The following is a 20,457-nucleotide window of genomic DNA, read 5'->3' as shown; positions in this document are numbered from 1 at the left end:
GACAACCGGGCTCGACATTCATTGACCACCCCCGCAGACCTCCTCATCCGCTCCCGCCGCGCGACCTTCAATCGCGCCATCGCGGACGGTGACGCCCAGGCCATCGGCCCCATCCTCGCGCGCGATTGCATGATGGTCACGGGCACCGACAGCGCCGTCATTGCCGGGCGCGCGGCGCAAGTGAAGGTCTGGCAGCGCGAGTTCGCTGCGCAGCACCGCCTCGTCTATGCGCGCCGGCCCACCGCCATCACTGCCTCGGCCGCCGAGCCGATCGCGCTGGAACAGGGCGAGTGGCAAGGCATGGCGGCGGGCACGGAGGATGTCGCCGCATCCGGTATCTACACCGCCAAGTGGCGCGAGGTTGCCGGGCAATGGGTGATCGAGGCGGAGATTTTCGTCACGCTGGCCTGAGCCCGGTGCCTGAGTGCGGCGGCTGGCTCTGGCGCCTCGCTCTCGCGCCAGCCCCCGGCGCCTGCCCCGGCCCAGCGCGCGGTCTCCATCAAAAAAGCTGTCCTACAGCGCCCTTTTCATGCCCCATGCACGCATGAGCAAGCACAAGCAGCCCCGGGCCGGCTTCCATGGCCCCGATGAGCCCGATTTCGCCTTCGAGCCCGTCATCGTGCGCAAGCGTCATGATGGCTGGACAGCGGAAAGGCAAATGACCTTCATCCAGGCACTGGCCGAGAGCGGCTGCGTCACGGAGGCGTGCGCGCGGGTCGGCATGTCGGTCAACTCGGCCTATGCCCTGCGCGCGCGCCTTGATGCGCAGAGCTTCCGCTTCGCGTGGGAGGCGGCGCTGGATCATGCCGTCCAGCGCCTGTCCGATGCCGCCTTCAGCCGCGCGTTGAACGGCGTGGCGCGCCCGGTCTTCTTCCAGGGCGAGCAGATCGGCGAGCGGCGCTATTATGACGAGAATCTCACCCGTTTCCTGCTGCGCTATCGCGATCCCATCCGCTACGGGAAGTCTAACGACCAACATATATTCGAGCGCGATGATCCCGATGCGGTGGTGCTCGACTTCTCCCGTCTGCTGCTGCGCATGCTGAAGGACGGCCATGCATATGACGCGGGCGAGCCGCTCCCGAAACACGAGCCTTATCGGCCGCGCCTGTCGACGGTCGAGGAGATCGGGCGCTTCTGGGCCCAGTTCGAGGCACTCAGGAACGCGCACAAGCCCAAGGCCGACCGCTCGAAAACGTCGGAAACGGAAGACTGGGACTGGGAGGCTTTCATGAAAGAGGTGGAAGCGGAAGATGTGGACGCGGAAGATGATGCCCCCGTGTCGTCATCTTCGTGAACTTCTGGGGCTCGAGGCGCCCCCGCCCCCGGCCCCGCGCATTCCCCCTGTTCCAGCCTGCCCCACCCATGGCATAGGCGCGGCATGACACGCACCGCCATCCTCCCCGCCGGCCGCCCGCTGCGCCCCGCCGCTGCCGCCACCTCCGCAAGTCCCGCGCGAACGGGGCGTGCGCGCACTCTGGTGATGGCGCTGGCGCTGCCCATGGCGCTCGCGGCTTGCCATGCCGGCGGGACGAACGGTGCGGAAATCCCAGGCGATCGGCGCGATACCCAGCCTTATGAAGGCGTGGCGCCGGACGATATCTTGCGCATCGTCGGCACGGAGCCCTTCTGGTCCGGCGAGATCAGGGGCGAGACGATGATCTGGAAGACGCCGGAGCGCCCGGAAGGCCAGCGCGTGGCGCTCGCCCGCTTCAACGGACGCGGCGGCTTCTCCTACAGCGGCACGATCGACGGTACCGGCATCACCATGGCCGTGACGCCGGGCGCGTGCAGCGACGGCATGTCCGACCGGACCTATCCTTTCGTCGTCACGCTGCAGATGGGCGAGGCCGCGCTGCGCCATGGCTGCGGCTGGTCGGGCAAATATCCCTTCGAGGGCGACAAGGCGCCCTGAGCGTCTTCGGGAAAGGCGCGTCGGGCCGGTGCCGCCGATAAAAAACTCAGCGCTTCTTCACGAACTCGGCGCGCAGCACGAGGCCCTTGATGCCCTCGAACCTGCAGTCGATTTCCTGGGGGTCACCAGTGAGGCGGATGGACTTGATGAGCGTGCCGCGCTTGAGCGTCTGGCCCGCGCCCTTCACCTCCAGGTCCTTGATGAGCGTCACCTGGTCGCCATCGGCAAGCAGATTGCCCACCGCGTCCCGCACTTCCACGGCGTCCGCCGCCGCGCGCTGTGCCGCCAGTTGCGAGGCCGGCATCCACTCGCCGCTCGCCTCGTCATAGACATAGTCTTCTTCGCTGTCGCTCATGCCCTGGTCCTTCCCGCCCCACGCGTCCGGGGCGGCATGGCGGCTGGCAGCGGCGATGTCCAGTGCCGGGGGCGGGAACGGCGCCTGCTCCGAGCGCTACAGCGCCGTGACCTCGACGCTCTGGCCGACCATGTTGGCGAACCCAAAGGCCGTGAGAAATGCGACGTCGGCCGCGTCCCGCCCGATGCCGATCTTCGCCATCTCGCCTTCCTGCGCCATGCCGGTCGCATCCACCAGATGCCACTCGCCATCCAGGAAGACTTCCGCGACGGCATGGAAATCGGGCGGATTGACCGAGGGGGCATAGACGCTGGCGAAGCGCGCCGGGATGGTCGAGGCGCGAGCGAGCGTGACGAGCAGATGCGCGAAATCGCGGCAGATGCCCTCGCGCTGCACGAAGGTGTCCATCGCGTCGGTCTGCGGCGTGCTGGAGCCGGGGACATAGCGGAAGCGCTGGTGGATATAATCGCGCAGCGCCGCAATGCGCGCGCCCCCGCTCAGCGGGCCGAACTCGCCTTCCACGAAACTGCGGAAGCGGGTGGCGGGGCAATAGAGGCTGTCGAGCAGATAAGGCACGGTAGGGCCGGGCAGCAGATGTGGCGGCACGGCTTCCAGCCCCGAGATGTCCGCCAGCTTCCGGTTGATGTCCACGGTGGCGCGGTAATCGACGCTCAGCCGCTCGGCGACGCGGAGGGAGATACGCTCGCCGATATTGTCCTGTGCGGGCACCCGCGCGAAATGCTCATGGTCGCCAAGCTGGATCACGGCGTCCGACACCGTCTGCTCAGGCAGATGTGCAGCCTCGACATGAAGCAGAAGGTCAGTGGGCACCGGAACGGAATAATCGAGCGTGGCGTGGATCTGGAGTTTCATGGCCCCTCAATGCCCGGCACCGCTTTTGGTGGCGCGCGGTGCGAGAAAATCGTGACGGTGCCGGCGCCGCACCGGTTCGGAGAGGCTTCAACCATGCGCCACGGCGTCGCGCAAGAAGGGATCCCGCGTCGCGCCCGGGCGGATCGCGCGCGCATCGGCCCGCTTCCACGCCTTCTCGTGGAAGAAGAAGGCCACGGCGTTGATGCAGGGCTCGATGAGCGCAATGCCGCCGGCAAGGCCCACCGAACCGGTGAAGGCATAAGCCACCGAGAAGCCGACGATGAGGTGGATCGACAGATAAGTGAAGGTCTTGAGCAGGTCGCGCGGCATGGCGGAGGTCCCCTTGTGGAAGGCTCCATACTTATTGCGAACGATTATCAACTTCAAGGAAGCAAAGATGCGCAGTCTGATCGCTGCAATCGATCAACAGCCTGACCCACCTCGCTTTGCCGGGAGTTGTCGGCCGCACCGGGAGCGGTTAGGAGAAAGCCGGCCATTGCCGCAGCAAAGGGGGGATTTTGCTATGGGCAGGATGCTCCTGCTGCTTGTCGCCATGCTGGTGATGCCTGCCGCCGCGCAGGCCAAATGGCTCGAGGCCTCGTCCGCCCACTTCGTGATCTACGCCAACGACACGGAAGAGGAGCTGCGCCAGTTCTCGGACCAGCTTGAACGCTATCACAGCGGCATGGCCTTCCTGTTGAACGCGGGCAAGGAGCCGCCCAGCCCCTCCAATCGCGTCACCATCTTCGTGGTGAAGAACGAGCGGGAGGTACGCAAGCTGGCCCGCGACAACTCCGGCTTCGTCTACGCCTTCTACAAGCCGCGCGCGGGAGCCTCGATCGCGGTCACGCCACGCGTCAACACCGGCACGGGCCGGCTCGATTTCTCGATGATCGCGCTGCTCCACGAATATACGCACCACTTCCTCTATTCGATCGCCCAGTTTCCCTGGCCGCTCTGGTTCATGGAAGGCTCGGCGGAATTCTTCGCCTCGGCGCAGTTCAGCCGGGACGGCACGGTGATGCTCGGCATGCCCGCCCGGCACCGGGCGGCGGAGCTTTTCTACGTGCCGGACGTCACCGCGCGCGACCTGCTCGACCCGGAAAGCTACGAGAAAAAGAAGAACCGCCGGGGCTATGACGCTTATTACGGCAAGTCCTGGCTGCTCTATCATTATCTCTCGCTCGAGAAGAGCCGCAGCGGGCAGCTCAAGAAATATCTCTCGCTGCTCCAGAGCGGCAAGCGCTCCGTGGACGCCGCGCAGGAAGCCTTCGGCGATCTCGATGTGCTGGAGCGCTATGTCGCGCAATATATGAAGCGGCCCCGGCTCAGCTACATTCACCTCTCTCCCGCGGTGATCCAGGCGAGCCCGGTAGCGCTGCGCGAACTGAGCGACGGCGAGGCAGCCATCATGCCGATCCGCATCCGCTCGCAGCTCGGCGTGACGGAAGAGGAAGCGGGGCAGATATTCACCGAATCAAAGGCCATCGCCGCGCGCTACCCCGGCGACGCGGCCGTGCTGACCGCCCTTGCCGAGGCGGCGCACGACGCGGGCGATGACGATGCCGCGATCCGCGCAGCCGACGCCGCGCTCGCCATCGATCCCCGGCAAGTCAATGCCTATGTCCAGAAGGGTCTCTCGCTGTTCCGCAAGGCCGAGAAGGCCGAGGACGCGGAATCCGCCTATCGCGCGGCGCGCGCTCCCTTCCTCGCGCTCAACAAGCTGGAGAACGACCATCCCCTGCCGCTGGTCTATTATTATCTGGCGTTCGTCGGGCAAGGCGTCACTCCCACCGACACGGCGGTGCAAGCGCTGCAGCGGGCCGTCGAGCTCGCCCCTTTCGATCTCGGCCTGCGTCAGCAGCTCGCCTTCCAGCAGATCCGCGACAAACATTATGACGCTGCCGTCGTCACGCTGGGGCCGGTCGCCTACAATCCGCATGGCGGATCGGGCTCGGCCTTCGCGCGCCGGGTGATCGACCGACTGACCTCCGGCGAAAACCTCGAGGACTTCGACCCGTCGAGCCTCGAGGAAGACTCCCCGGCCGATGAAGGCGCGGAGGGCGCACCGGAAGAGTGACCCCTTTTCCTCGACCCTGGCGCACGCCACATGAGGCCCATGACGAACGATCAGACCACGCCGCAACCCAGCCTCTACATTCCCCATGGCGGGGGCCCCTGCTTCTTCATGCCGGATCCGCGCGGCATCTGGCGGGAGATGGAAAACTATCTGCGCGATATGACGACACGCCTCCCCCGGCGGCCGCAGGCGATCCTGCTCATCTCCGCCCATTGGGAAACGACGGGCTTCGCGCTCACCGGCGCGGAGCGACCGGACCTGATCTACGATTATTACGGCTTCCCGCCCGAGACCTATGAAATTGCCTATCCCGTGCCCGGCGCACCCTGGCTGGCGCAACGGACGGCAGACCTGCTGCGGGCTGCCGGGCTGGAAGCGACGATCGATCCCGACCGGGGCCTTGACCATGGCGTCTTCATCCCGATGAAAGTCGCTTTCCCCGAGGCGGACATTCCGCTCGTCGAGATGTCGCTCGACGCAAGCCTCGACCCGGCGCTGCACATCCAGGCCGGCGAGGCGATCGCGGCCCTTCGCGAGGAGAATGTGCTGGTGATCGGCTCGGGCATGAGTTTTCACAATCTGCGCGCTTATGGCGATCCACGCGCGCTGGAGCCCTCCACGCTGTTCGACCGGTGGCTGACGCAGGCCGCGCTTGCCCCGGCGGACGCCCGCGCGGAACGGCTGATCCACTGGAAGGACGCGCCCTATGCCCGCGCCAGCCACCCGCGCGCGGAGCACCTGCTGCCCCTCATGGTCGCGGCCGGCGCATCGTCGTCACCCGGCCGACAGGATTTTGGCGCGGTGGTGATGGAGAGCGCGATCTCGGGTTTCAGCTTTGCGTAAGCTCGCGCGGCACCAAGGAAGCCATTGAGGCTGGACTCCGCCGCCGTCTAGAACATAACAAGAACATCATGGACCTGATTCCTCCCGCCCCCGGCGCTCCGAGCCTGACGGCGCATCGCTTCTTCTTCGCGCTCCGGCCCGATCCGGTGACCGCCCGGCGAACGCATGCCTTCGCCGAAAGCGAGTGCGGGCAGACAGGCCTGCTCGAGCCGGAGCGCCTGCACGTCACGCTGGCGCTGACGCCCGACAGGACAGATGCGCCGACGTCATTGATCGATGCGCTGCGGCGGGCAGGCGACACAGTGCGGGCTGCACCGTTCGATCTGTCGCTCGACCGGCTGTCGGCCGGCCGGCACACCATCGCGCTGCGGCCGGGCAGGACCGTGGCGCCGCTCATGGAACTCCAGGCGCGGATCGTCGCGGCCATGGCCGCGCATGATGTGGCCCTGCGGCCGGACTGGGCATTCAGCCCGCACGAAACGCTCTGCTATCGCAAGGGCGAGCCCTTTTCCCGACCAGTGACCGGGTTCGGGTGGGCCGTGCGTGACTTCGTGCTGATCCACAGCTTCGTCGGCCTGCACCGGCACGATGTGATTGCCCGTTGGCCGCTCCGCTCGCCGGAGCCCGTGCAGGGCAGCCTGTTCTGAAACGCCTCCGCTCAGCCGCGCGGCGCCCAGCCGGGTTCGGCAAGCGTGAACCCGGCGAATTCGAAGCCCGGCGACACGATGCAGGACACCAGCGTCCACCCCTGATCCGCCTCGGCCGCCTGCCAGCAATCCGGCGGAATGACATGCTGCGGCACCTGTCCGCAAAGCGCATCGCCGCCGAGGCGCAGGGAGGTTATGGGGCCGTTCTCGCCCGGTGCGGTGGAGAGCAGAAGAGGATCGCCTGCATGCCAGAGCCAGATTTCCGTGGCATCGACCTTGTGCCAATGGGACCGTTGCCCCGCCTCCAGCAGGAAATGGATCGCCGTCGCGCCGGCCCGCGCGCCGGGCGCCGCCCCGGCCCGCCATGTCTCCCGGTACCAGCCGCCTTCGGGATGCGGCTGAAGCTGCAGACGCTCGATGAGAGCGCGGGCTTGCGGATCACTCATGGCTCCTGTCTGGCCATGGCCGCGGGGCCGCGCAAGGCTTTCCCGTGTGCTCCCACTCTTCGCATGGCCATCGACACCGCATGACACGGCTCTATCGCCTCGATGCGTCGGCCGAAGCGGTGGCGGCCATATTCGGCGCCGATCGCGGTGATGACCCCTGGGCGGGCGGCTATGTGACGCCGGGCAGCTTCGCGCCTGTCATCGTCGGCACGGCGCGAGGCGGGCGGCGCATGGTGCCGCGCCTGTGGGGCGTGCCGCCCGCGCCACGCGCCATGCTCGCCGGCGAGCCGCCCGTCGCGCATGTCCGCAATCTCGACAGCCCGTTCTGGATCGGCTCACTGCGGCACACGGCCTTTCGGTGCCTCATACCGGCCACATCCTTCCAGATCTGGTCGCAGGCTGTGGACCCGCGCACCGGAAAACATGCCGTCCACCGGGTCTCTCTGCCCGGATCGCGTCCCTTCGCCTTTGCCGGCCTGTGGCGCGACAGCGAGGTGCAGAGCTTCGCACTTCTGACATGCGAGCCGAACAGGCTGCTCGGGGCGATCAATCCCCGCTCCATGCCGGTCATCCTGCATAGGGAGGATCAGGAACACTGGCTGCGCGAAGACTGGAGGACGGCCCGGCGACTCGTCGCGCCGTTCCCCTCTCAGGCGCTCGAGATCGACAAAGGTCCGCGCCTTGCGCCGGATCAAGGACAGAGCTTGGCCGTGGACGGCCCGGAGTGACCGGATTTTCCGGCCGGTTTCACGCACTGCCCATTCGAAAAATTTCGTTTGTGTCACATACAGAAGTTCGGCAGTCTGCCGGCATTGCTCAGCACCGGGCGGACCCGGAAGCCGAACATGCAGGAGAGGTCATATGGCAAAGATCATCGGCGGTTTCGCCGTCTCGCATACGCCCACCATCGCGTTCGCCCACGATGCGAACAAATATGACGATCCGGTCTGGGCGCCGATCTTCCAGGGTTTCGAGCCGGTGAAGCAGTGGCTGGCCGAGCAGAAGCCGGACGTGATCTTCTACGTCTATAACGACCACATGACCTCCTTTTTCGAGCATTATTCGCATTTCGCGCTGGGCGTAGGCGAGGAATATTCGCCTGCGGACGAAGGCGGCGGCCAGCGCGACCTGCCGCCGATCAAGGGCGATCCCGAGCTCGCCAAACATATCGCAGAGTGCCTCGTCGCCGACGAATTCGACCTTGCCTACTGGCAGGGCATGGGGCTCGATCACGGGGCCTTCTCGCCGCTGTCCGTGCTGCTGCCGCATGAGCATGGCTGGCCATGCCGGATCGTGCCGCTCCAGTGCGGCGTGCTGCAGCACCCCATCCCCAAAGCGCGGCGCTTCTGGAACTTCGGTCGCTCACTGCGCCGCGCGATCCAGAGCTACCCCAGGGACATCAAGGTCGCGATCGCCGGCACAGGCGGCCTCTCGCACCAGGTCCATGGCGAACGCGCGGGCTTCAACAATACCGAGTGGGACATGGAGTTCATGGAGCGCCTCGCCAACGACCCCGAATCGCTGCTCGGCGCGACCGTGACCGACCTGGCGAAGAAGGGCGGCTGGGAAGGTGCGGAAGTGGTGATGTGGCTGCTGATGCGCGGCGCGCTCTCGCCGGACGTGAAAACGCTGCACCAGAGCTATTTCCTCCCCTCCATGACGGCCATCGCGACCATGCTCTTCGAGGACCAGGGCGATGCCGCGCCGCCAGCGGAAAGCGACGAGGCACTGCGCGCCCGGGCGAAGCGCGAGCTGGCCGGCGTCGAGGAGATCGAGGGCACATATCCCTTCACCATCGACAGGGCCGTGAAAGGCTTCCGTATCAACCACTTCCTGCACCGCCTCATAGAGCCGGACTTCCGCAAGCGCTTCGTCGAGGATCCGGAGGGGCTGTTTGCGGAATCGGACCTCACGGAAGAGGAGAAGAGCCTCATCCGAAACCGCGACTGGATCGGCATGATCCATTATGGGGTGATCTTCTTCATGCTGGAGAAGATGGCGGCCGTGCTGGGCATCGGGAATATCGACGTCTACGCCGCTTTCCGCGGTCTTTCGGTTCCCGAGTTCCAGAAGACCCGCAACGCCGCGATCACTTATTCGGTGGCGGGCAAACAGTAAGCAGCGCCCGAGCGGCCCGCAGCGGGACGTACCCGCCGGGCCGCTACAGGATGCTGCCCTCCAGCCCGTCGAGCACGAACTGGACGGCGAGCGCGGCCAGGATCACGCCCAGAAGGCGCGTGATGACGGCTTCCACCTGCCCGCCGAACAGCCGCATGATCGGCCCGACCGCCAGCAGCGCGAGGATCATGAGGATGAGATTGGCGGCCAGCGCTGCCAGCACGGCGAAGCTCTCCGGCGCACCATCTGCCCGTGCCATCAGCAGCATGACCGTGGCGATGGAGCCCGGACCCGCGATCATGGGCATGGCCATGGGGAAGACGGAGACGTCCTCGATCTCGGGCGTCTCCTTCACTTTCTGGGCCCGGTCCTCGCGACGCTGGGTCCGCTTCTCGAACACCATGTCCATGGCGATGAAGAAAAGCATGATGCCGCCCGCGATCCGGAAAGCCTCGAGGCTGATGCCGAGCGCGTGCAGCAGCTGCTCGCCGACCGCGGCAAAGCCGACGAGAATGAACGTCGCGACCAGGACGGCGCGGATCGCCATGCGCCGCCGCTGCGCCGATGTCGCATCCGTGGTCAGGCCGTAGAAGATCGGCGCGCAGCCCGGCGGATCGATCACCACGAACAAGGTGACAAAAGCGGAAAGGAACAACTCGATCATGGAGCTGTCTCCGCGACCGGCTCGACCACGCGCAGGACGGATTGCTCGCCATCGGCCTGCCGCATGAACAGCTCGAACACGCGGCTCTTCTCCTCGCGCGCCCAGCGCCAGCGCAGCGAACCATCCGCGGACTGCCCCTCGCCCGAAAGCGGCGGCGGATTGGCGATCAGCACCGGGTCGCGCGCGGGATCATCCCCGCGCCGGTCCGGCCGTGAGCCGCCCGCACAGGTCGCGACCTTGCCCTCGATGACGCCTTCTTCCTGCGCCGGAGCCGGCTTGGTGGTGCCGAAATCCAGAACCCACTTGTAGTCGCCATTCTTCTGGCGACGCCACACGGTGTAGAAGCTGCCAGCGGTATCATTCGGCCCGCTCCAGGGTCCGGTGGAGAGGGCATAGGTGCCGTCGCACGACACGAAGACGCGATCGGGACGCCAGGAGACGGTTTCGGGAGGATCGGCACGTTTCCGGAGCCAGCTCTGCGCGTTCACCGCATCCGGCACGAACATGACCGCATCCTTTTCCGCCGTTTCGCGGAAGGCCGTCCACTGCCCCTTCTCCCGCGCCAGCCGGGCAAAGGCGAGCTCCGCCGACACGATGGCGCTGGGATTGGCACTGAGCGCGCCGCGCGGCCGGCGCTGCTGCGCATCGGCCGCGACCGTGGTCGCGCCGAGCAGCAGCGCGCAGGCCGCGAAGGAGGCGGCCCGGCCGATCAAAGCCCCTCGGGCACCGGCAGGCCGGCACGGACATGCGCCGCGACCAGCGTGTTACGCAGCAGGACGGCAATGGTCATGGGGCCGACCCCGCCCGGCACGGGCGTGATCGCCGCGACATGATTGATCGCCTCGGCCGTGGCCACATCGCCCACGATCTTCGTCTTGCCTTCCTCTTCGGCAGGAACGCGATTGATGCCGACATCGATGACCGTGGCGCCGGGCTTGATCCAGCTGCCCTTGACCATCTCCGGCCGGCCCACCGCCGCAACGACGATGTCCGCGCGATGCACGACGCTGGCGATATCATGCGTGCGGCTGTGCGCGATGGTCACCGTGCAGCTCTCGCCAAGCAGAAGCTGCGCCATCGGCTTGCCGACAATGTTCGAGCGGCCGATGACCACCGCTTCCTTGCCGGACAGATCGCCGAGTTCATCCTTCAGCAGCATCAGGCAACCAAGCGGCGTGCATGGCACCAGCGCCGTGGGATCGCCCACCGCCAGCTTGCCGGCATTGACGACATGGAAACCGTCGACATCCTTGGCAGGATCGATTGTGGCGATCACCGCCGCATCGTCGAGATGCTTGGGCAACGGCAACTGGACGAGAATGCCGTCGACACTGTCATCGGCGTTCAGCTCCTCGACCAGCTCGATCAGCTCTTCCTGGCTGATCATCGCGGGGCGCTTGAACTCGAGGCTCTCCATGCCGACCTCGACCGTCGCCTTGCCCTTGGAGCGCACATAGACGCTGCTGGCCGGATCCTCGCCCACCAGCACCACGGCAAGGCCCGGCTTGCGGCCCTTCTGGGCCACGAAACCCGGCACGATATCTGCGATGCGTCCCCGCAGCCCCGCCGCGAAAGCCTTGCCGTCGATTTCCTTGCCCAAAGTCATGCTGTGCTACGCTCCTGTCCGGCAATATCTCTCAAAGACTCTTCAGCCCCCGGATCTGCGCCCGTGAGCCGCAGGCGCTTTAGCCGGTTGGTATCCCCTGTCTCCAGTAAAATCGATGATTGCGGTAGCCGGAGCCGCTTGGCCAGCAGCGCGACGAGCGCCGCATTGGCCCGGCCCTTGTCCGGCGGCGCAGTGACGCTGACCTGCAGCCAGCGCTGGCCATGCGCGTCCGCGAAGGTGCCGCCAATCCGCTCGCGTGCCGCGCGCGGCGTGAGCCGGACGGCAAGCATGAGATCGGCGCCGTCGCGGCGGACCGGCACGCGCCGTCAGAGCAGCAAGGACGCCAGCGCGGTCAGGCCCGGCCCCTGCAGAATGATGATGATGATGAGCACAACCATCGGCGAGAGATCGAGCGCGCCAAGATCGGGCATGATGCGCCGGATCGGCCGGTAGAGCGGTTCCGTCAGTCGATCGAGCGCGATCCAGATGCTGCGCATGATGTCATTGCTCATGTTGATCACATTGAACGCGATGAGCCAGCTCAGGATCGCCTGCACGATGATGATCCACCATGCCACGTTGAGCAGGATCGCCAGCGTCTGGATGAGGGCAAGGGCCATGATTTATCCTGTGGAAGAAGGGATGGAGGGAGTCTAGCCCAGCTAATACACCGGGGACAAGCGCTTAGGGGCGAGGCGTGGAAAACCGACCGAAGGGAGATGTGTCCGCGACCGTCCGGATGCAAGCCCGCGCCGTACGGCCTAGAGATGCACCAGCGTTCCCGCGCCCTGCCTGGTGAAGACCTCCAGCAGCATGACATGCGGCACGCGCCCGTCGAGGATCACGGCGGCATCCACCCCGCCTTCGACCGCCTTCACGCAGGTCTCGACCTTGGGAATCATTCCCCCGGAAATGGTGCCGTCCGCGACCAGCGCGCCGATCTTCGCCGGATCGAGGTCGCTCAGCAGCGCCTTCTCCTTGCTCAGCACGCCCGGGACGTCGGTCAGCAGGAAGAAACGCCGCGCGTTGAGCTCCGCCGCGATCGCCCCGGCCATGGTGTCGGCGTTCACATTGTAAGTCTGGCCGTCGGCACCGATGCCGACCGGCGCCACGACCGGAATGATGCCGTCACGCGAGAGACTGTCGAGAATGCGCCGGTCGATCCGCACCGGATCGCCGACGAAGCCGAGATCGACATTGCGCTCGATCCCGCTGTTCGGGTCCGGCTCGCGCTTGTCGCCCACTTTCTCGCACAGCACGAGGCCGGCATCCTTGCCGGAAATGCCGACCGCCCGGCCGCCGGCCTGGCTGATCCAGCCCACGATCTCCTTGTTGATGGAGCCCGCCAGGACCATCTCGGCGATCTGCGCGGTCTCCGCATCGGTCACGCGCAGGCCGTTCACGAACTTGCTTTCCACGCCCAGCTTCTTGAGCATGGCACCGATCTGCGGACCGCCGCCATGCACGACGACCACGTTGATGCCGACCATTTTCATGAGCACGACATCCTCCGCGAAGTCGCGGGCGGCTTCCGGATCGCCCATGGCATGGCCGCCATATTTCACGACGAACGTCTCGCCGGCATAGCGCTGCATGTAGGGCAGCGCTTCAGTCAGGGTTTCGGCCTTGGCGAGCAGGGCGGGGTCGGGCGCGTGATGATTGGTCATGCGCGCGCGCATAAGCCCTTGCGGGAACAGGCGCAAGAAATGCCGCCGTCCCGGGTGCGTTCGCCTGGGGTCAGTGCGCGTCCAGGCGACGTGCGAGCGCCACGAAAACATAGATGAGCGGCGGCACCATCAGCGCCGACAGCACGACCTTGGCGAGCATCTGCCCGATGAGCAGGTCGCCGATCGGGAACACCCCATAGAAGGCGATCGATACGAACAGCAGCGTATCGACGATCTGCGAGAGGATGCTGGCAATTGCGGCGCGCAGCCAGAGCAGGCGACTGCCCTCGCGCCCCTTGAGCCAGGCGAAGAGCGTCACATTGAGCGTCTGCGAAATGCCGTAAGCGATGATGCCCGCCCCCCAGATGCGCGATGTCGCGCCCAGCACGAGCTGGATCGCCTCGCGATTGGCCGGCTGCATCTCCTGCGAGGCGGGCAGCCAGTGCACCAGCCAGGAAAGCGCCATGGAGGTAAGCAACGGAACGAAGCCGTAGACGACCAGCCGGTTGGCAAGGGCACGCCCATGCACTTCGGCAACGGCGCTCGACACCACCACGAGCAGCAGGAAGGCAAAGATGCCCGCTTCCACCGCCAACGTTCCCACGCCGAGCAGTGGGCCGATCGCCGACAACGGGCCCAAGGACACCTGCTTGTTGCCGAGCACGCCGGCGACGCAAACCATTCCCCCGTAGAAGACCGAGAAGAAGAACAGCGAAGTGGAGAGGCGGGCGCGGGGGAAATCCGGCGTGGAGGAGGCTGGCATGCGCGATCCATATCCACTTTGGCGCCATGCGGAAAGAGCGGCCTTGAGGAGGGGGCGCAGCGGACTCCTTCCCGCTCCGGTGCCCTCGCCCGGCCGGTGCGCTTTCCTTCGTCGGGGCTGGTCGCTCCGGCCAGCGGAACGGGCGCCCTGCGCGCCCCGGCCGTCTCTTCGCGTCCGCAAAAAATCCCGATGACATCCGCCCCCGCGCTGGATAGGCTTGCCCAAAAGGGGAAATATATGCGCATCACCATCCCGGCCGTCCTGGCGGCCGTTCTTGCCGGCCAGCCCGCGCTTGCCGAGACCGATTACGCCACCGCGATCCGCGCCGACTACAAGAAGGACCTCGGCGCGATGTGGGAGGACTTCCACCGCAACCCCGAACTCTCCTTCCGCGAAGACCGCACGGCCGGGAAGATGGCCGCCGCGCTGCGGGCTGTGCCCGGCGTGGTGGTGACGGAGAAGGTGGGCGGCACCGGCGTGGTGGGCGTCCTGAAGAACGGCGCTGGCCCGACCGTACTAATCCGCGCGGACATGGACGGCCTGCCGGTCGAGGAACGCTCCGGCCTGCCCATGGCCAGCAAGGCGCGTCAGGTCGACATCGACGGTGTGGAGAAGCCGGTCATGCATGCCTGCGGGCATGACACGCACATTACCGGGCTGATCGCCACCGCGCGGCAGTTGGCGGCCATGAAGGATCGCTGGTCCGGCACCGTTCTGTTCGTCGTGCAGCCGGCGGAAGAGCGGATCGGCGGCGCGATCGCGATGGTGAAGGACGGGCTCTACACGCGCTTCCCCAAGCCGGACTATGCGCTTGCCTTCCACGTCGACGCGTCCCGGCTCGCGGGCACCGTCTCGGCGGCGGAAGGCACGCAATATTCCTCGGCCGACGCGGTCGACGTGATCTTTCCGGGCGTGGGCGCCCACGGCGCGGCGCCGCACATGGGCAAGGACCCGGTCTACATGGCCTCGCAGATGGTGATCGCGCTGCAGGGGCTCATCAGCCGCGAACGCCCCCCGCTCGATCCGGGCGTCATCACCGTGGGCAGTTTCCACGCCGGTTCCAAGCACAACATCATTTCCGAAGAGGCCAAGCTCGAACTCACGGTGCGGGCAAACAACCAGACGGAACGGGATCGGCTGATCGACGGCATCCGCCGCATCGCGAGCGGCATCGCGACACTGAACGGCATGCCTAAGGACAAGATGCCGGTCGTGAACGTCGTGGAGAGCACGCCGGTCACCGCGAATTATCCCGCCCTCGCCCGGCAGCTCAACGCGGCAGTGGCGCAGGCGCTTGGGCCGGACAAGGTGACGCCTTTCGAACAGAAGACGATGGGTGCGGAGGACTTCGCCTATTTCGTCACGCCGGACACCGGGGTAAAAGGCTATTACATCGCCGTGGGTGGCGCCGAGCAGGCCTGGCTGGACGCGGAGAAGGCAGGCGGCGCGCCGATTGCCTCCCATCACTCGCCGCTGTTCAAGATATCGCCCGAACCGGCGGTGGTGACCGGTGCCACGGCCATGACGGCAGCGGCGCTGGAGCTGCTGGCACCGCCACGGAGCTGACCCGTCCGGGGAGAGACATGGATGCGATTTCACGAGGAACAGCGGTTCTCCCCCGGCGTGCTCGCGGCAGTGCTAGCCGTCATCGGCGCGGTCGCGATCGCGGCACTGGTCTCCGCGCCGCGCGATGAGGTCGCCGGCGCGCTCGCGTTGCTCGCGGCAGTGGCGGCCATCCTCGCGACCCTCCAATATGCCTTCCGCCTCGTGACCAGGGTGGACGAGAAGGAGATCGAGTTCGGCTTTCCGGCCGGATTGCGCCGGCGCGTGCCGCTCATGGACATCGCTCATGTGGAAGCGGTGACATACCGGCCGCTGCGCGATTTCGGCGGCTGGGGGCTCAGGATCGGACGCGAGGGGCGGATGTACAGCGCGCGCGGCAACCGCGCGGTGAAGATCGTGCTGCGCGACGGGACAGTGCTCTTCATCGGCTCCCGGCAGCCCGAAAAGCTGGCCGGATCGATTCTCGCGGCGCTCTGAGGAGACGTCGGGAGGGCCCGAGCGAAGGCGAAGTGCCACAGGTCGCACCGGCCGCGACGGCGCCATCCTCCCGGACCGAGCCACCGGATTGCCGCGGCGCCCCGCCCCTGTATAAGGGGCGACCGTGCCTCCGCCGCTCGGGCAGGAGGTCAGGGGACCGCGCACTTCTTCATGCCCATCGTCATCGGCCTCGGCGGCATTCTCGCCATTCTCGCCATCGCCTTCCTGCTCTCGAACAACCGGCGCGCCATCCGTCCGCGCGTCGTCGCTTCCGCCTTCGCACTGCAGGCCGGCATCGCGCTGCTGGTGCTCTACGTGCCGGCCGGCAAGGCTGTCATCGCCGGCATGGCGCAGGGCGTCTCGAACCTGCTGCATTATGCGCAGGCGGGCACGGATTTCATCTTCGGCCCGCTGGCCCGGCCGGAAGTCGGGGGCACCAGCTTCGCCATCGCGGCACTGCCGGTCATCATCTTCTTCGCCAGCCTCGTCTCCATCCTCTATTATCTCGGCATCATGCAGCTCGTCGTGCGCTGGGTGGGCGGCGGCATCCAGAAAGTCACCGGTGTCTCGAAAGTGGAGAGCCTGTGCGCCGCCGCGAACGTCTTCGTGGGGCAGAGCGAAAGCCCGCTGGTCATCCGCCCCTATCTCTCCAGCCTCACGCCCGCGCAGCTCTTCACCGTCATGTCGAGCGGTATGGCCGGCGTGGCCGGGACGATCCTCGCGGCTTATGCCTCCATGGGCATCCAGATCGACTATCTGCTCGCCGCGAGCTTCATGGCAGCGCCGGGCGGCATTCTGATGGCCAAGATCATCATGCCGGACCACCCCGACGATGCCGAGATCGAACCGGTGATCCTGCCGGACGCGACGCATGAGGAAGAGAAGCCCGCCAACATCATCATGGCGGCGGCGCAGGGCGCGCAGACCGGCGTCAAGCTGGCCGTGGCCGTGGGTGCCATGGTCCTCTCCTTCGTGGCGCTGGTCGCGCTGGCGAACGGGCTCCTCGCGGGCGTTGGCGACTGGTTCGGCTATCCGGGCCTCAGCTTCCAGATGCTGCTCGGCAAGATATTCGCGCCGGTCATGCTGCTGCTCAACATTCCCTGGAGCGAGGCACAGATCGCGGGCGGTCTGTTCGGCACCAAGGTCGTGCTCAACGAATTCGTCGCCTATATCGAGCTCGGCCAGGTCCAGGGCGCACTCTCGCCGGCCACGATTGCGATCACGACCTTCGCGCTCTGTGGCTTCGCCAACTTCTCGTCCATTGCCATCCAGATGGCGGTCACCGGCAATCTCGCGCCCAATCAACGGCCCATGATCGCGAAACTGGGCATCAAGGCGCTGATCGCCGGCAGCCTCGCCAATCTGATGAGCGCGGCGCTGGCAGGGCTGATGCTCAGCCTCTGACGCGCTGTCCAAGGACCCTTGAAGTTGACGCAGCGTCAAGTGGCATAGACGCGGCATGACCGAGTCGCTCGACATTGCCGAAGTCGCCCGCCGCACGGGCCTGACGGCCCGCGCGCTGCGCTTCTATGAAGCGCGGGGACTGGTGACGCCGCTGCGCACGGCATCCGGTCGGCGACATTACGGCCCGGCGGAGCTGGAGCGGGTGCATCAGATCCTCGCGCTCAAACGGGCCGGACTCAGCCTTGCGCAGATCCAGCGCATTGCCGCCGGCCGACGGCTGGACCTGCGCGCGCTGATCGCCGCACAGATCGCGTCGCTGGCGGCGCAGGCACGCGAGATCGCCGACGCACGCACGCGCCTCTCGGCCATCCTGTCCCGCATCGATCGCAGCGAGCCCATCGATGTCGCGACCTTCTGCTCGCTGATCCGGGATGGAGAAAACACCATGAACACACAGACCTGGCGGACGATCACCGACCGATATCTGACCGAAGACGCAAAGGACGATTTCACCACGGCTCACGCCGCACTGCCGGCGGATTTCGATCAGGAACGCTATGCAGCACGGTGGGCCGACCTCGGCGCACGGATCAAGGACGCCCTGCCGCTCGACCCGGCCGGGGAAGAGGCACAGGCGTTGCTGCGGGAATGGGAAGCGCTGCTCGCACCCTTCCAGTCCGTCGCGACCCCGGCGATGATGCAGGGCGTGACGCGGCTCTACGGCGACATGGAAAGCTGGCACGGCACGGGCGAAGGCAAGGCCGACCCCGGGTTCGACGCCGCCGTCTTCCGCTTCATTCAGGAGGCGGCGCGGGCACGCCGCGCCGATTGATTTCCGCGTGAGGCACGGTGCCGGCGCCTCAGCGCGTCGGCACCGGTTCCTCGCCCGAATAATCGTAGAAGCCCTTGCCGGTCTTGCGGCCATACCAGCCCGCCTCGACATATTTGACCAGTAGCGGGGCCGGGCGGAACTTGGGATCGCCGGTGGTCTCGTGAAGCACCTTGCAGATCTCCAGGCAGGTATCGAGGCCGACGAAATCCGCCAGCGTCAGTGGACCCATGGGATGATTGAGGCCCAGGCGGATGGCGGTGTCGATATCCTTCATGCTCGCCACACCCTCGCCCAGCGCGAAGATCGCCTCGTTGAGCATCGGCATGAGGATGCGGTTGACGATGAAGCCTGGGGCATCGAAGGCGTGGACCACTTCCTTGCCGAGCGCACGTGCATAAGCCTCCACGGCGTCAACCGTCTCCGGCGCGGTGGCAAGGCCCCGGATCAGCTCGATGAGGCCCATCACCGGCACCGGATTGAAGAAATGCACACCCACGAACCGTGCCGGGTCCCCTGTCGCCTGCGCCAGCCGCGTGATCGGAATGGATGAGGTGTTGGACGCAAGGATCGCATCGGGGCCGAGCAGCTTGCCGACCTCACCGAAGATGGTGCGCTTGATTTCCTCCCGCTCCGTCGCCGCCTCGATGACCAGATCGCAGTCGGCAAAAGGCGCAAGCTCGGCAACCGGCGTGATGCGGGCCAGCGCCGCCTGCGCGTCGCTCTCCGCCATCTTGCCGCCCTCGACCGCGCGTTTCATGCGCTTGCTGATGCCGGCCTTGCCTGCTTCGGCCCGGCCGAGATCCATGTCGCGCAACAGGACCTCATAGCCGGCCTGGGCGGAGACATGAGCGATTCCGGCGCCCATCTGGCCAGCCCCGATCACTCCGATCTTGCGCATGCGCTATCCTTTCGATGAATGAACCGGCAACCATGCTAGGCTCTACTCGATCCTGAGCAACTGCATTATGACAGCTACGATGACAAGATTAGTCACTGCCCTGAACCGAATCGCGGCCCTGTCGCTTGCCTGTACCGCAAGCGCACTGCCGTCCGCCGCAGTGCCGCAACCGGCCGCGGCATCGCAGGCGGGCCAGTCGATCCCGGCCGCACCCGGCATGGGCGCCATCGCGGCCGGACTTCCCGGCGTCGAAAGTCCCATGCTCGGGCGCATCCAGATCTTCGAGGACTGGGCAGTCGGCTGCGACAACAGGCTCAGCTGCAGTGCCGTTTCACTCGTGCCGGAGGGGGCCGGCACGGCCTATTCCGTACTCGTTTCCATCCAGCGGGCTGGAGGCTCCACGGGCGAAGCGACGCTGCGCCTCATCGGCGCCGATCATCTCAGTGGCCAGATCGACATCGTGGTGGACAACAAGAGCCTGACCCAGGCCACCGCGAACAAGGACATGATCGAGCTGACTGGCCCCCTGGCGCTGGACATCATGCGCGCGCTCGGATCGAGCTACGCTTTCGAAGTGCGGGAGCGCCCGAATAAACGGAAGAGCGCGCCGGTGCTGATCGACGCGCCGTCCCTGCGCGGATTGCCCGCCGCCCTGCGCTACATCGACGAACAGCAGGGCCGGGTGGGCAGCAAGGGCGCGCTCGCTGCGCTGGGCGACGGCCCGGCCGATCTTGCCAAGCCCCTGCCGCCGGACAGCGACCTCGCCCCCGCGGCGCCAGCCGTACCGGACAGCCCGCCCCCCATCTTCACGGCGCAGGAGCAGATCGCGGCCCGGCAGCTCGCGGCTTGCGAGGGACAGGTCGACGCAGGGCCCCCACTGGAAACCCACCGGCTCGATCCGCAGCACGCTCTCATTCTCCTGCCCTGCGACAGTGGCGCCTATAATGTCAGCATGGTGCCGCTCCTTGCGACCGGCGGGGACGGCCAGTGGCGGTTCAGCATCGCCCGCTTCGACCATGTGCCGGGCTTCACCGGCGATCCCGGCACGCCGCCCATGCTCGTCAATGCGCGCTGGAATCCGGCTCGCGGCGAGCTCTCCAGCTTCGCCAAGGGGCGGGGTCTGGGCGATTGCGGCACTGCGGAGACCTATCGCTGGGACGGCGCCCTGTTCCGGCTGACCGAGGCGCGATCCATGCCGGTGTGTCGCGGCGCCTGGGAATGGCCGGTGCTTTATTCGGCAGTCAACGCGAAGGGCTGAAGCGCCCGGCCTCCCGACGGCGGCCAAACGAACCGGGCGCACGGATAC

General features: G+C 66.6%; 25 protein-coding genes. 13 read left to right on the top strand and 12 right to left on the bottom strand.

Translation table 11 applies throughout. From position 1 onward, the window contains the following. Window positions 1-21: 21 nt before the first annotated feature. The 3 genes from HNP60_RS01520 (at window position 22) to HNP60_RS01510 (ending at window position 1,915) form a co-directional block, all read left to right on the top strand. Window positions 22-411, top strand: a complete 390-nt coding sequence (locus HNP60_RS01520; RefSeq protein WP_184149326.1) for a nuclear transport factor 2 family protein — start codon at window positions 22-24, stop codon at window positions 409-411. A gap of 133 nt (window positions 412-544) precedes the next feature. Further along, the gene (locus tag HNP60_RS01515; protein ID WP_184149323.1) at window positions 545-1,297 is read left to right on the top strand and encodes a hypothetical protein; all 753 of its coding nucleotides are present in this window, start codon (window positions 545-547) and stop codon (window positions 1,295-1,297) included. An 84-nt stretch (window positions 1,298-1,381) separates the two neighbouring features. Then, a complete protein-coding gene (locus HNP60_RS01510; RefSeq protein ID WP_184149320.1) occupies window positions 1,382-1,915 on the top strand; it encodes a COG3650 family protein in 534 nt (177 codons plus the stop codon). A gap of 46 nt (window positions 1,916-1,961) precedes the next feature. Here the strand turns inward: HNP60_RS01510 and HNP60_RS01505 are convergent, their stop codons facing one another. The 3 genes from HNP60_RS01505 to HNP60_RS01495 form a co-directional block, all read right to left on the bottom strand. After that, entirely contained in the window at window positions 1,962-2,270 is a 309-nt protein-coding gene (locus tag HNP60_RS01505; protein WP_184149317.1) for an alkylphosphonate utilization protein, read from the bottom strand. A gap of 96 nt (window positions 2,271-2,366) precedes the next feature. Further along, on the bottom strand, window positions 2,367-3,143 hold the full coding sequence (locus tag HNP60_RS01500) for a transglutaminase-like domain-containing protein (RefSeq protein WP_184149314.1): 777 nt from the start codon (window positions 3,141-3,143) through the stop codon (window positions 2,367-2,369). Window positions 3,144-3,230: 87 nt separating this feature from the next. Beyond that, window positions 3,231-3,473 carry a DUF2061 domain-containing protein gene (locus HNP60_RS01495; protein WP_184149311.1) on the bottom strand — a complete coding sequence of 81 codons (243 nt, stop codon included), beginning with the start codon at window positions 3,471-3,473 and terminating at the stop codon, window positions 3,231-3,233. 193 nt (window positions 3,474-3,666) lie between these two features. Between HNP60_RS01495 and HNP60_RS01490 the strand changes: the two genes are divergently transcribed. The 3 genes from HNP60_RS01490 to HNP60_RS01480 all read left to right on the top strand — a co-directional run bounded on the left by HNP60_RS01490 (window position 3,667) and on the right by HNP60_RS01480 (window position 6,713). Continuing rightward, window positions 3,667-5,223: a hypothetical protein gene (locus HNP60_RS01490; protein ID WP_184149309.1), complete on the top strand. Its 1,557-nt coding sequence runs from the start codon at window positions 3,667-3,669 to the stop codon at window positions 5,221-5,223. A gap of 39 nt (window positions 5,224-5,262) precedes the next feature. Then, on the top strand, window positions 5,263-6,066 hold the full coding sequence (locus HNP60_RS01485) for a DODA-type extradiol aromatic ring-opening family dioxygenase (RefSeq protein WP_184149306.1): 804 nt from the start codon (window positions 5,263-5,265) through the stop codon (window positions 6,064-6,066). A gap of 68 nt (window positions 6,067-6,134) precedes the next feature. Then, on the top strand, window positions 6,135-6,713 hold the full coding sequence (locus tag HNP60_RS01480) for a 2'-5' RNA ligase family protein (protein WP_184149303.1): 579 nt from the start codon (window positions 6,135-6,137) through the stop codon (window positions 6,711-6,713). Window positions 6,714-6,724: 11 nt separating this feature from the next. Here HNP60_RS01480 and HNP60_RS01475 read toward each other — a convergent pair whose 3' ends face one another. Next, complete coding sequence (locus HNP60_RS01475) at window positions 6,725-7,159, bottom strand: cupin domain-containing protein (protein ID WP_184149300.1); 435 nt, start codon at window positions 7,157-7,159, stop codon at window positions 6,725-6,727. Window positions 7,160-7,239: 80 nt separating this feature from the next. Here HNP60_RS01475 and HNP60_RS01470 point away from each other — a divergent pair, with 80 nt between their 5' ends. Continuing rightward, complete coding sequence (locus HNP60_RS01470; protein WP_184149297.1) at window positions 7,240-7,887, top strand: SOS response-associated peptidase; 648 nt, start codon at window positions 7,240-7,242, stop codon at window positions 7,885-7,887. Between the two features lie 133 nt (window positions 7,888-8,020). Further along, window positions 8,021-9,277 carry a gallate dioxygenase gene (locus HNP60_RS01465; protein ID WP_184149294.1) on the top strand — a complete coding sequence of 419 codons (1,257 nt, stop codon included), beginning with the start codon at window positions 8,021-8,023 and terminating at the stop codon, window positions 9,275-9,277. Between the two features lie 43 nt (window positions 9,278-9,320). Here HNP60_RS01465 and HNP60_RS01460 read toward each other — a convergent pair whose 3' ends face one another. From HNP60_RS01460 to HNP60_RS01430, 7 genes are all read right to left on the bottom strand, one after another. Then, complete coding sequence (locus HNP60_RS01460) at window positions 9,321-9,941, bottom strand: MarC family protein (protein WP_184149291.1); 621 nt, start codon at window positions 9,939-9,941, stop codon at window positions 9,321-9,323. Continuing rightward, window positions 9,938-10,654, bottom strand: a complete 717-nt coding sequence (locus HNP60_RS01455; RefSeq protein ID WP_184149288.1) for a hypothetical protein — start codon at window positions 10,652-10,654, stop codon at window positions 9,938-9,940. The genes HNP60_RS01460 and HNP60_RS01455 overlap by 4 nt, the downstream gene beginning before the upstream one ends. Then, window positions 10,651-11,547, bottom strand: coding sequence for a bifunctional methylenetetrahydrofolate dehydrogenase/methenyltetrahydrofolate cyclohydrolase FolD (gene folD / locus HNP60_RS01450; protein WP_184149284.1), 897 nt, complete (start codon window positions 11,545-11,547; stop codon window positions 10,651-10,653). The genes HNP60_RS01455 and folD overlap by 4 nt, the downstream gene beginning before the upstream one ends. Beyond that, on the bottom strand, window positions 11,544-11,837 hold the full coding sequence (locus tag HNP60_RS01445; RefSeq protein ID WP_184149281.1) for a DUF167 family protein: 294 nt from the start codon (window positions 11,835-11,837) through the stop codon (window positions 11,544-11,546). The genes folD and HNP60_RS01445 overlap by 4 nt, the downstream gene beginning before the upstream one ends. A gap of 36 nt (window positions 11,838-11,873) precedes the next feature. Beyond that, window positions 11,874-12,167, bottom strand: a complete 294-nt coding sequence (locus HNP60_RS01440) for a YggT family protein (protein ID WP_014074655.1) — start codon at window positions 12,165-12,167, stop codon at window positions 11,874-11,876. A gap of 141 nt (window positions 12,168-12,308) precedes the next feature. Then, window positions 12,309-13,226: an acetylglutamate kinase gene (gene argB, locus HNP60_RS01435; RefSeq protein WP_184149278.1), complete on the bottom strand. Its 918-nt coding sequence runs from the start codon at window positions 13,224-13,226 to the stop codon at window positions 12,309-12,311. Between the two features lie 58 nt (window positions 13,227-13,284). Further along, the gene (locus tag HNP60_RS01430; RefSeq protein ID WP_184149275.1) at window positions 13,285-13,977 is read right to left on the bottom strand and encodes a queuosine precursor transporter; all 693 of its coding nucleotides are present in this window, start codon (window positions 13,975-13,977) and stop codon (window positions 13,285-13,287) included. 237 nt (window positions 13,978-14,214) lie between these two features. Between HNP60_RS01430 and HNP60_RS01425 the strand changes: the two genes are divergently transcribed. The 4 genes from HNP60_RS01425 to HNP60_RS01410 all read left to right on the top strand — a co-directional run bounded on the left by HNP60_RS01425 (window position 14,215) and on the right by HNP60_RS01410 (window position 18,253). After that, on the top strand, window positions 14,215-15,543 hold the full coding sequence (locus HNP60_RS01425; protein ID WP_184149272.1) for an amidohydrolase: 1,329 nt from the start codon (window positions 14,215-14,217) through the stop codon (window positions 15,541-15,543). A 21-nt stretch (window positions 15,544-15,564) separates the two neighbouring features. After that, window positions 15,565-16,017, top strand: a complete 453-nt coding sequence (locus tag HNP60_RS01420; RefSeq protein ID WP_184149269.1) for a hypothetical protein — start codon at window positions 15,565-15,567, stop codon at window positions 16,015-16,017. A 171-nt stretch (window positions 16,018-16,188) separates the two neighbouring features. After that, on the top strand, window positions 16,189-17,421 hold the full coding sequence (locus HNP60_RS01415; RefSeq protein ID WP_184051435.1) for a NupC/NupG family nucleoside CNT transporter: 1,233 nt from the start codon (window positions 16,189-16,191) through the stop codon (window positions 17,419-17,421). 55 nt (window positions 17,422-17,476) lie between these two features. After that, complete coding sequence (locus HNP60_RS01410) at window positions 17,477-18,253, top strand: MerR family transcriptional regulator (RefSeq protein WP_184149266.1); 777 nt, start codon at window positions 17,477-17,479, stop codon at window positions 18,251-18,253. 28 nt (window positions 18,254-18,281) lie between these two features. Here the strand turns inward: HNP60_RS01410 and HNP60_RS01405 are convergent, their stop codons facing one another. After that, on the bottom strand, window positions 18,282-19,151 hold the full coding sequence (locus HNP60_RS01405) for a 3-hydroxybutyryl-CoA dehydrogenase (protein WP_184149263.1): 870 nt from the start codon (window positions 19,149-19,151) through the stop codon (window positions 18,282-18,284). A gap of 79 nt (window positions 19,152-19,230) precedes the next feature. On the opposite strand from HNP60_RS01405, the gene HNP60_RS01400 reads away from it, so the two are divergent. Then, complete coding sequence (locus HNP60_RS01400; RefSeq protein ID WP_184149260.1) at window positions 19,231-20,409, top strand: DUF1176 domain-containing protein; 1,179 nt, start codon at window positions 19,231-19,233, stop codon at window positions 20,407-20,409. The last annotated feature ends 48 nt before the right edge of the window (window positions 20,410-20,457 follow it).

Source organism: Sphingobium lignivorans (assembly GCF_014203955.1).
Taxonomy (GTDB): Bacteria; Pseudomonadota; Alphaproteobacteria; order Sphingomonadales; family Sphingomonadaceae; genus Sphingobium; species Sphingobium lignivorans.
Note: the sequence above shows the minus strand (reverse complement) of the source record. Positions and strands in the feature narration are given on the sequence as shown.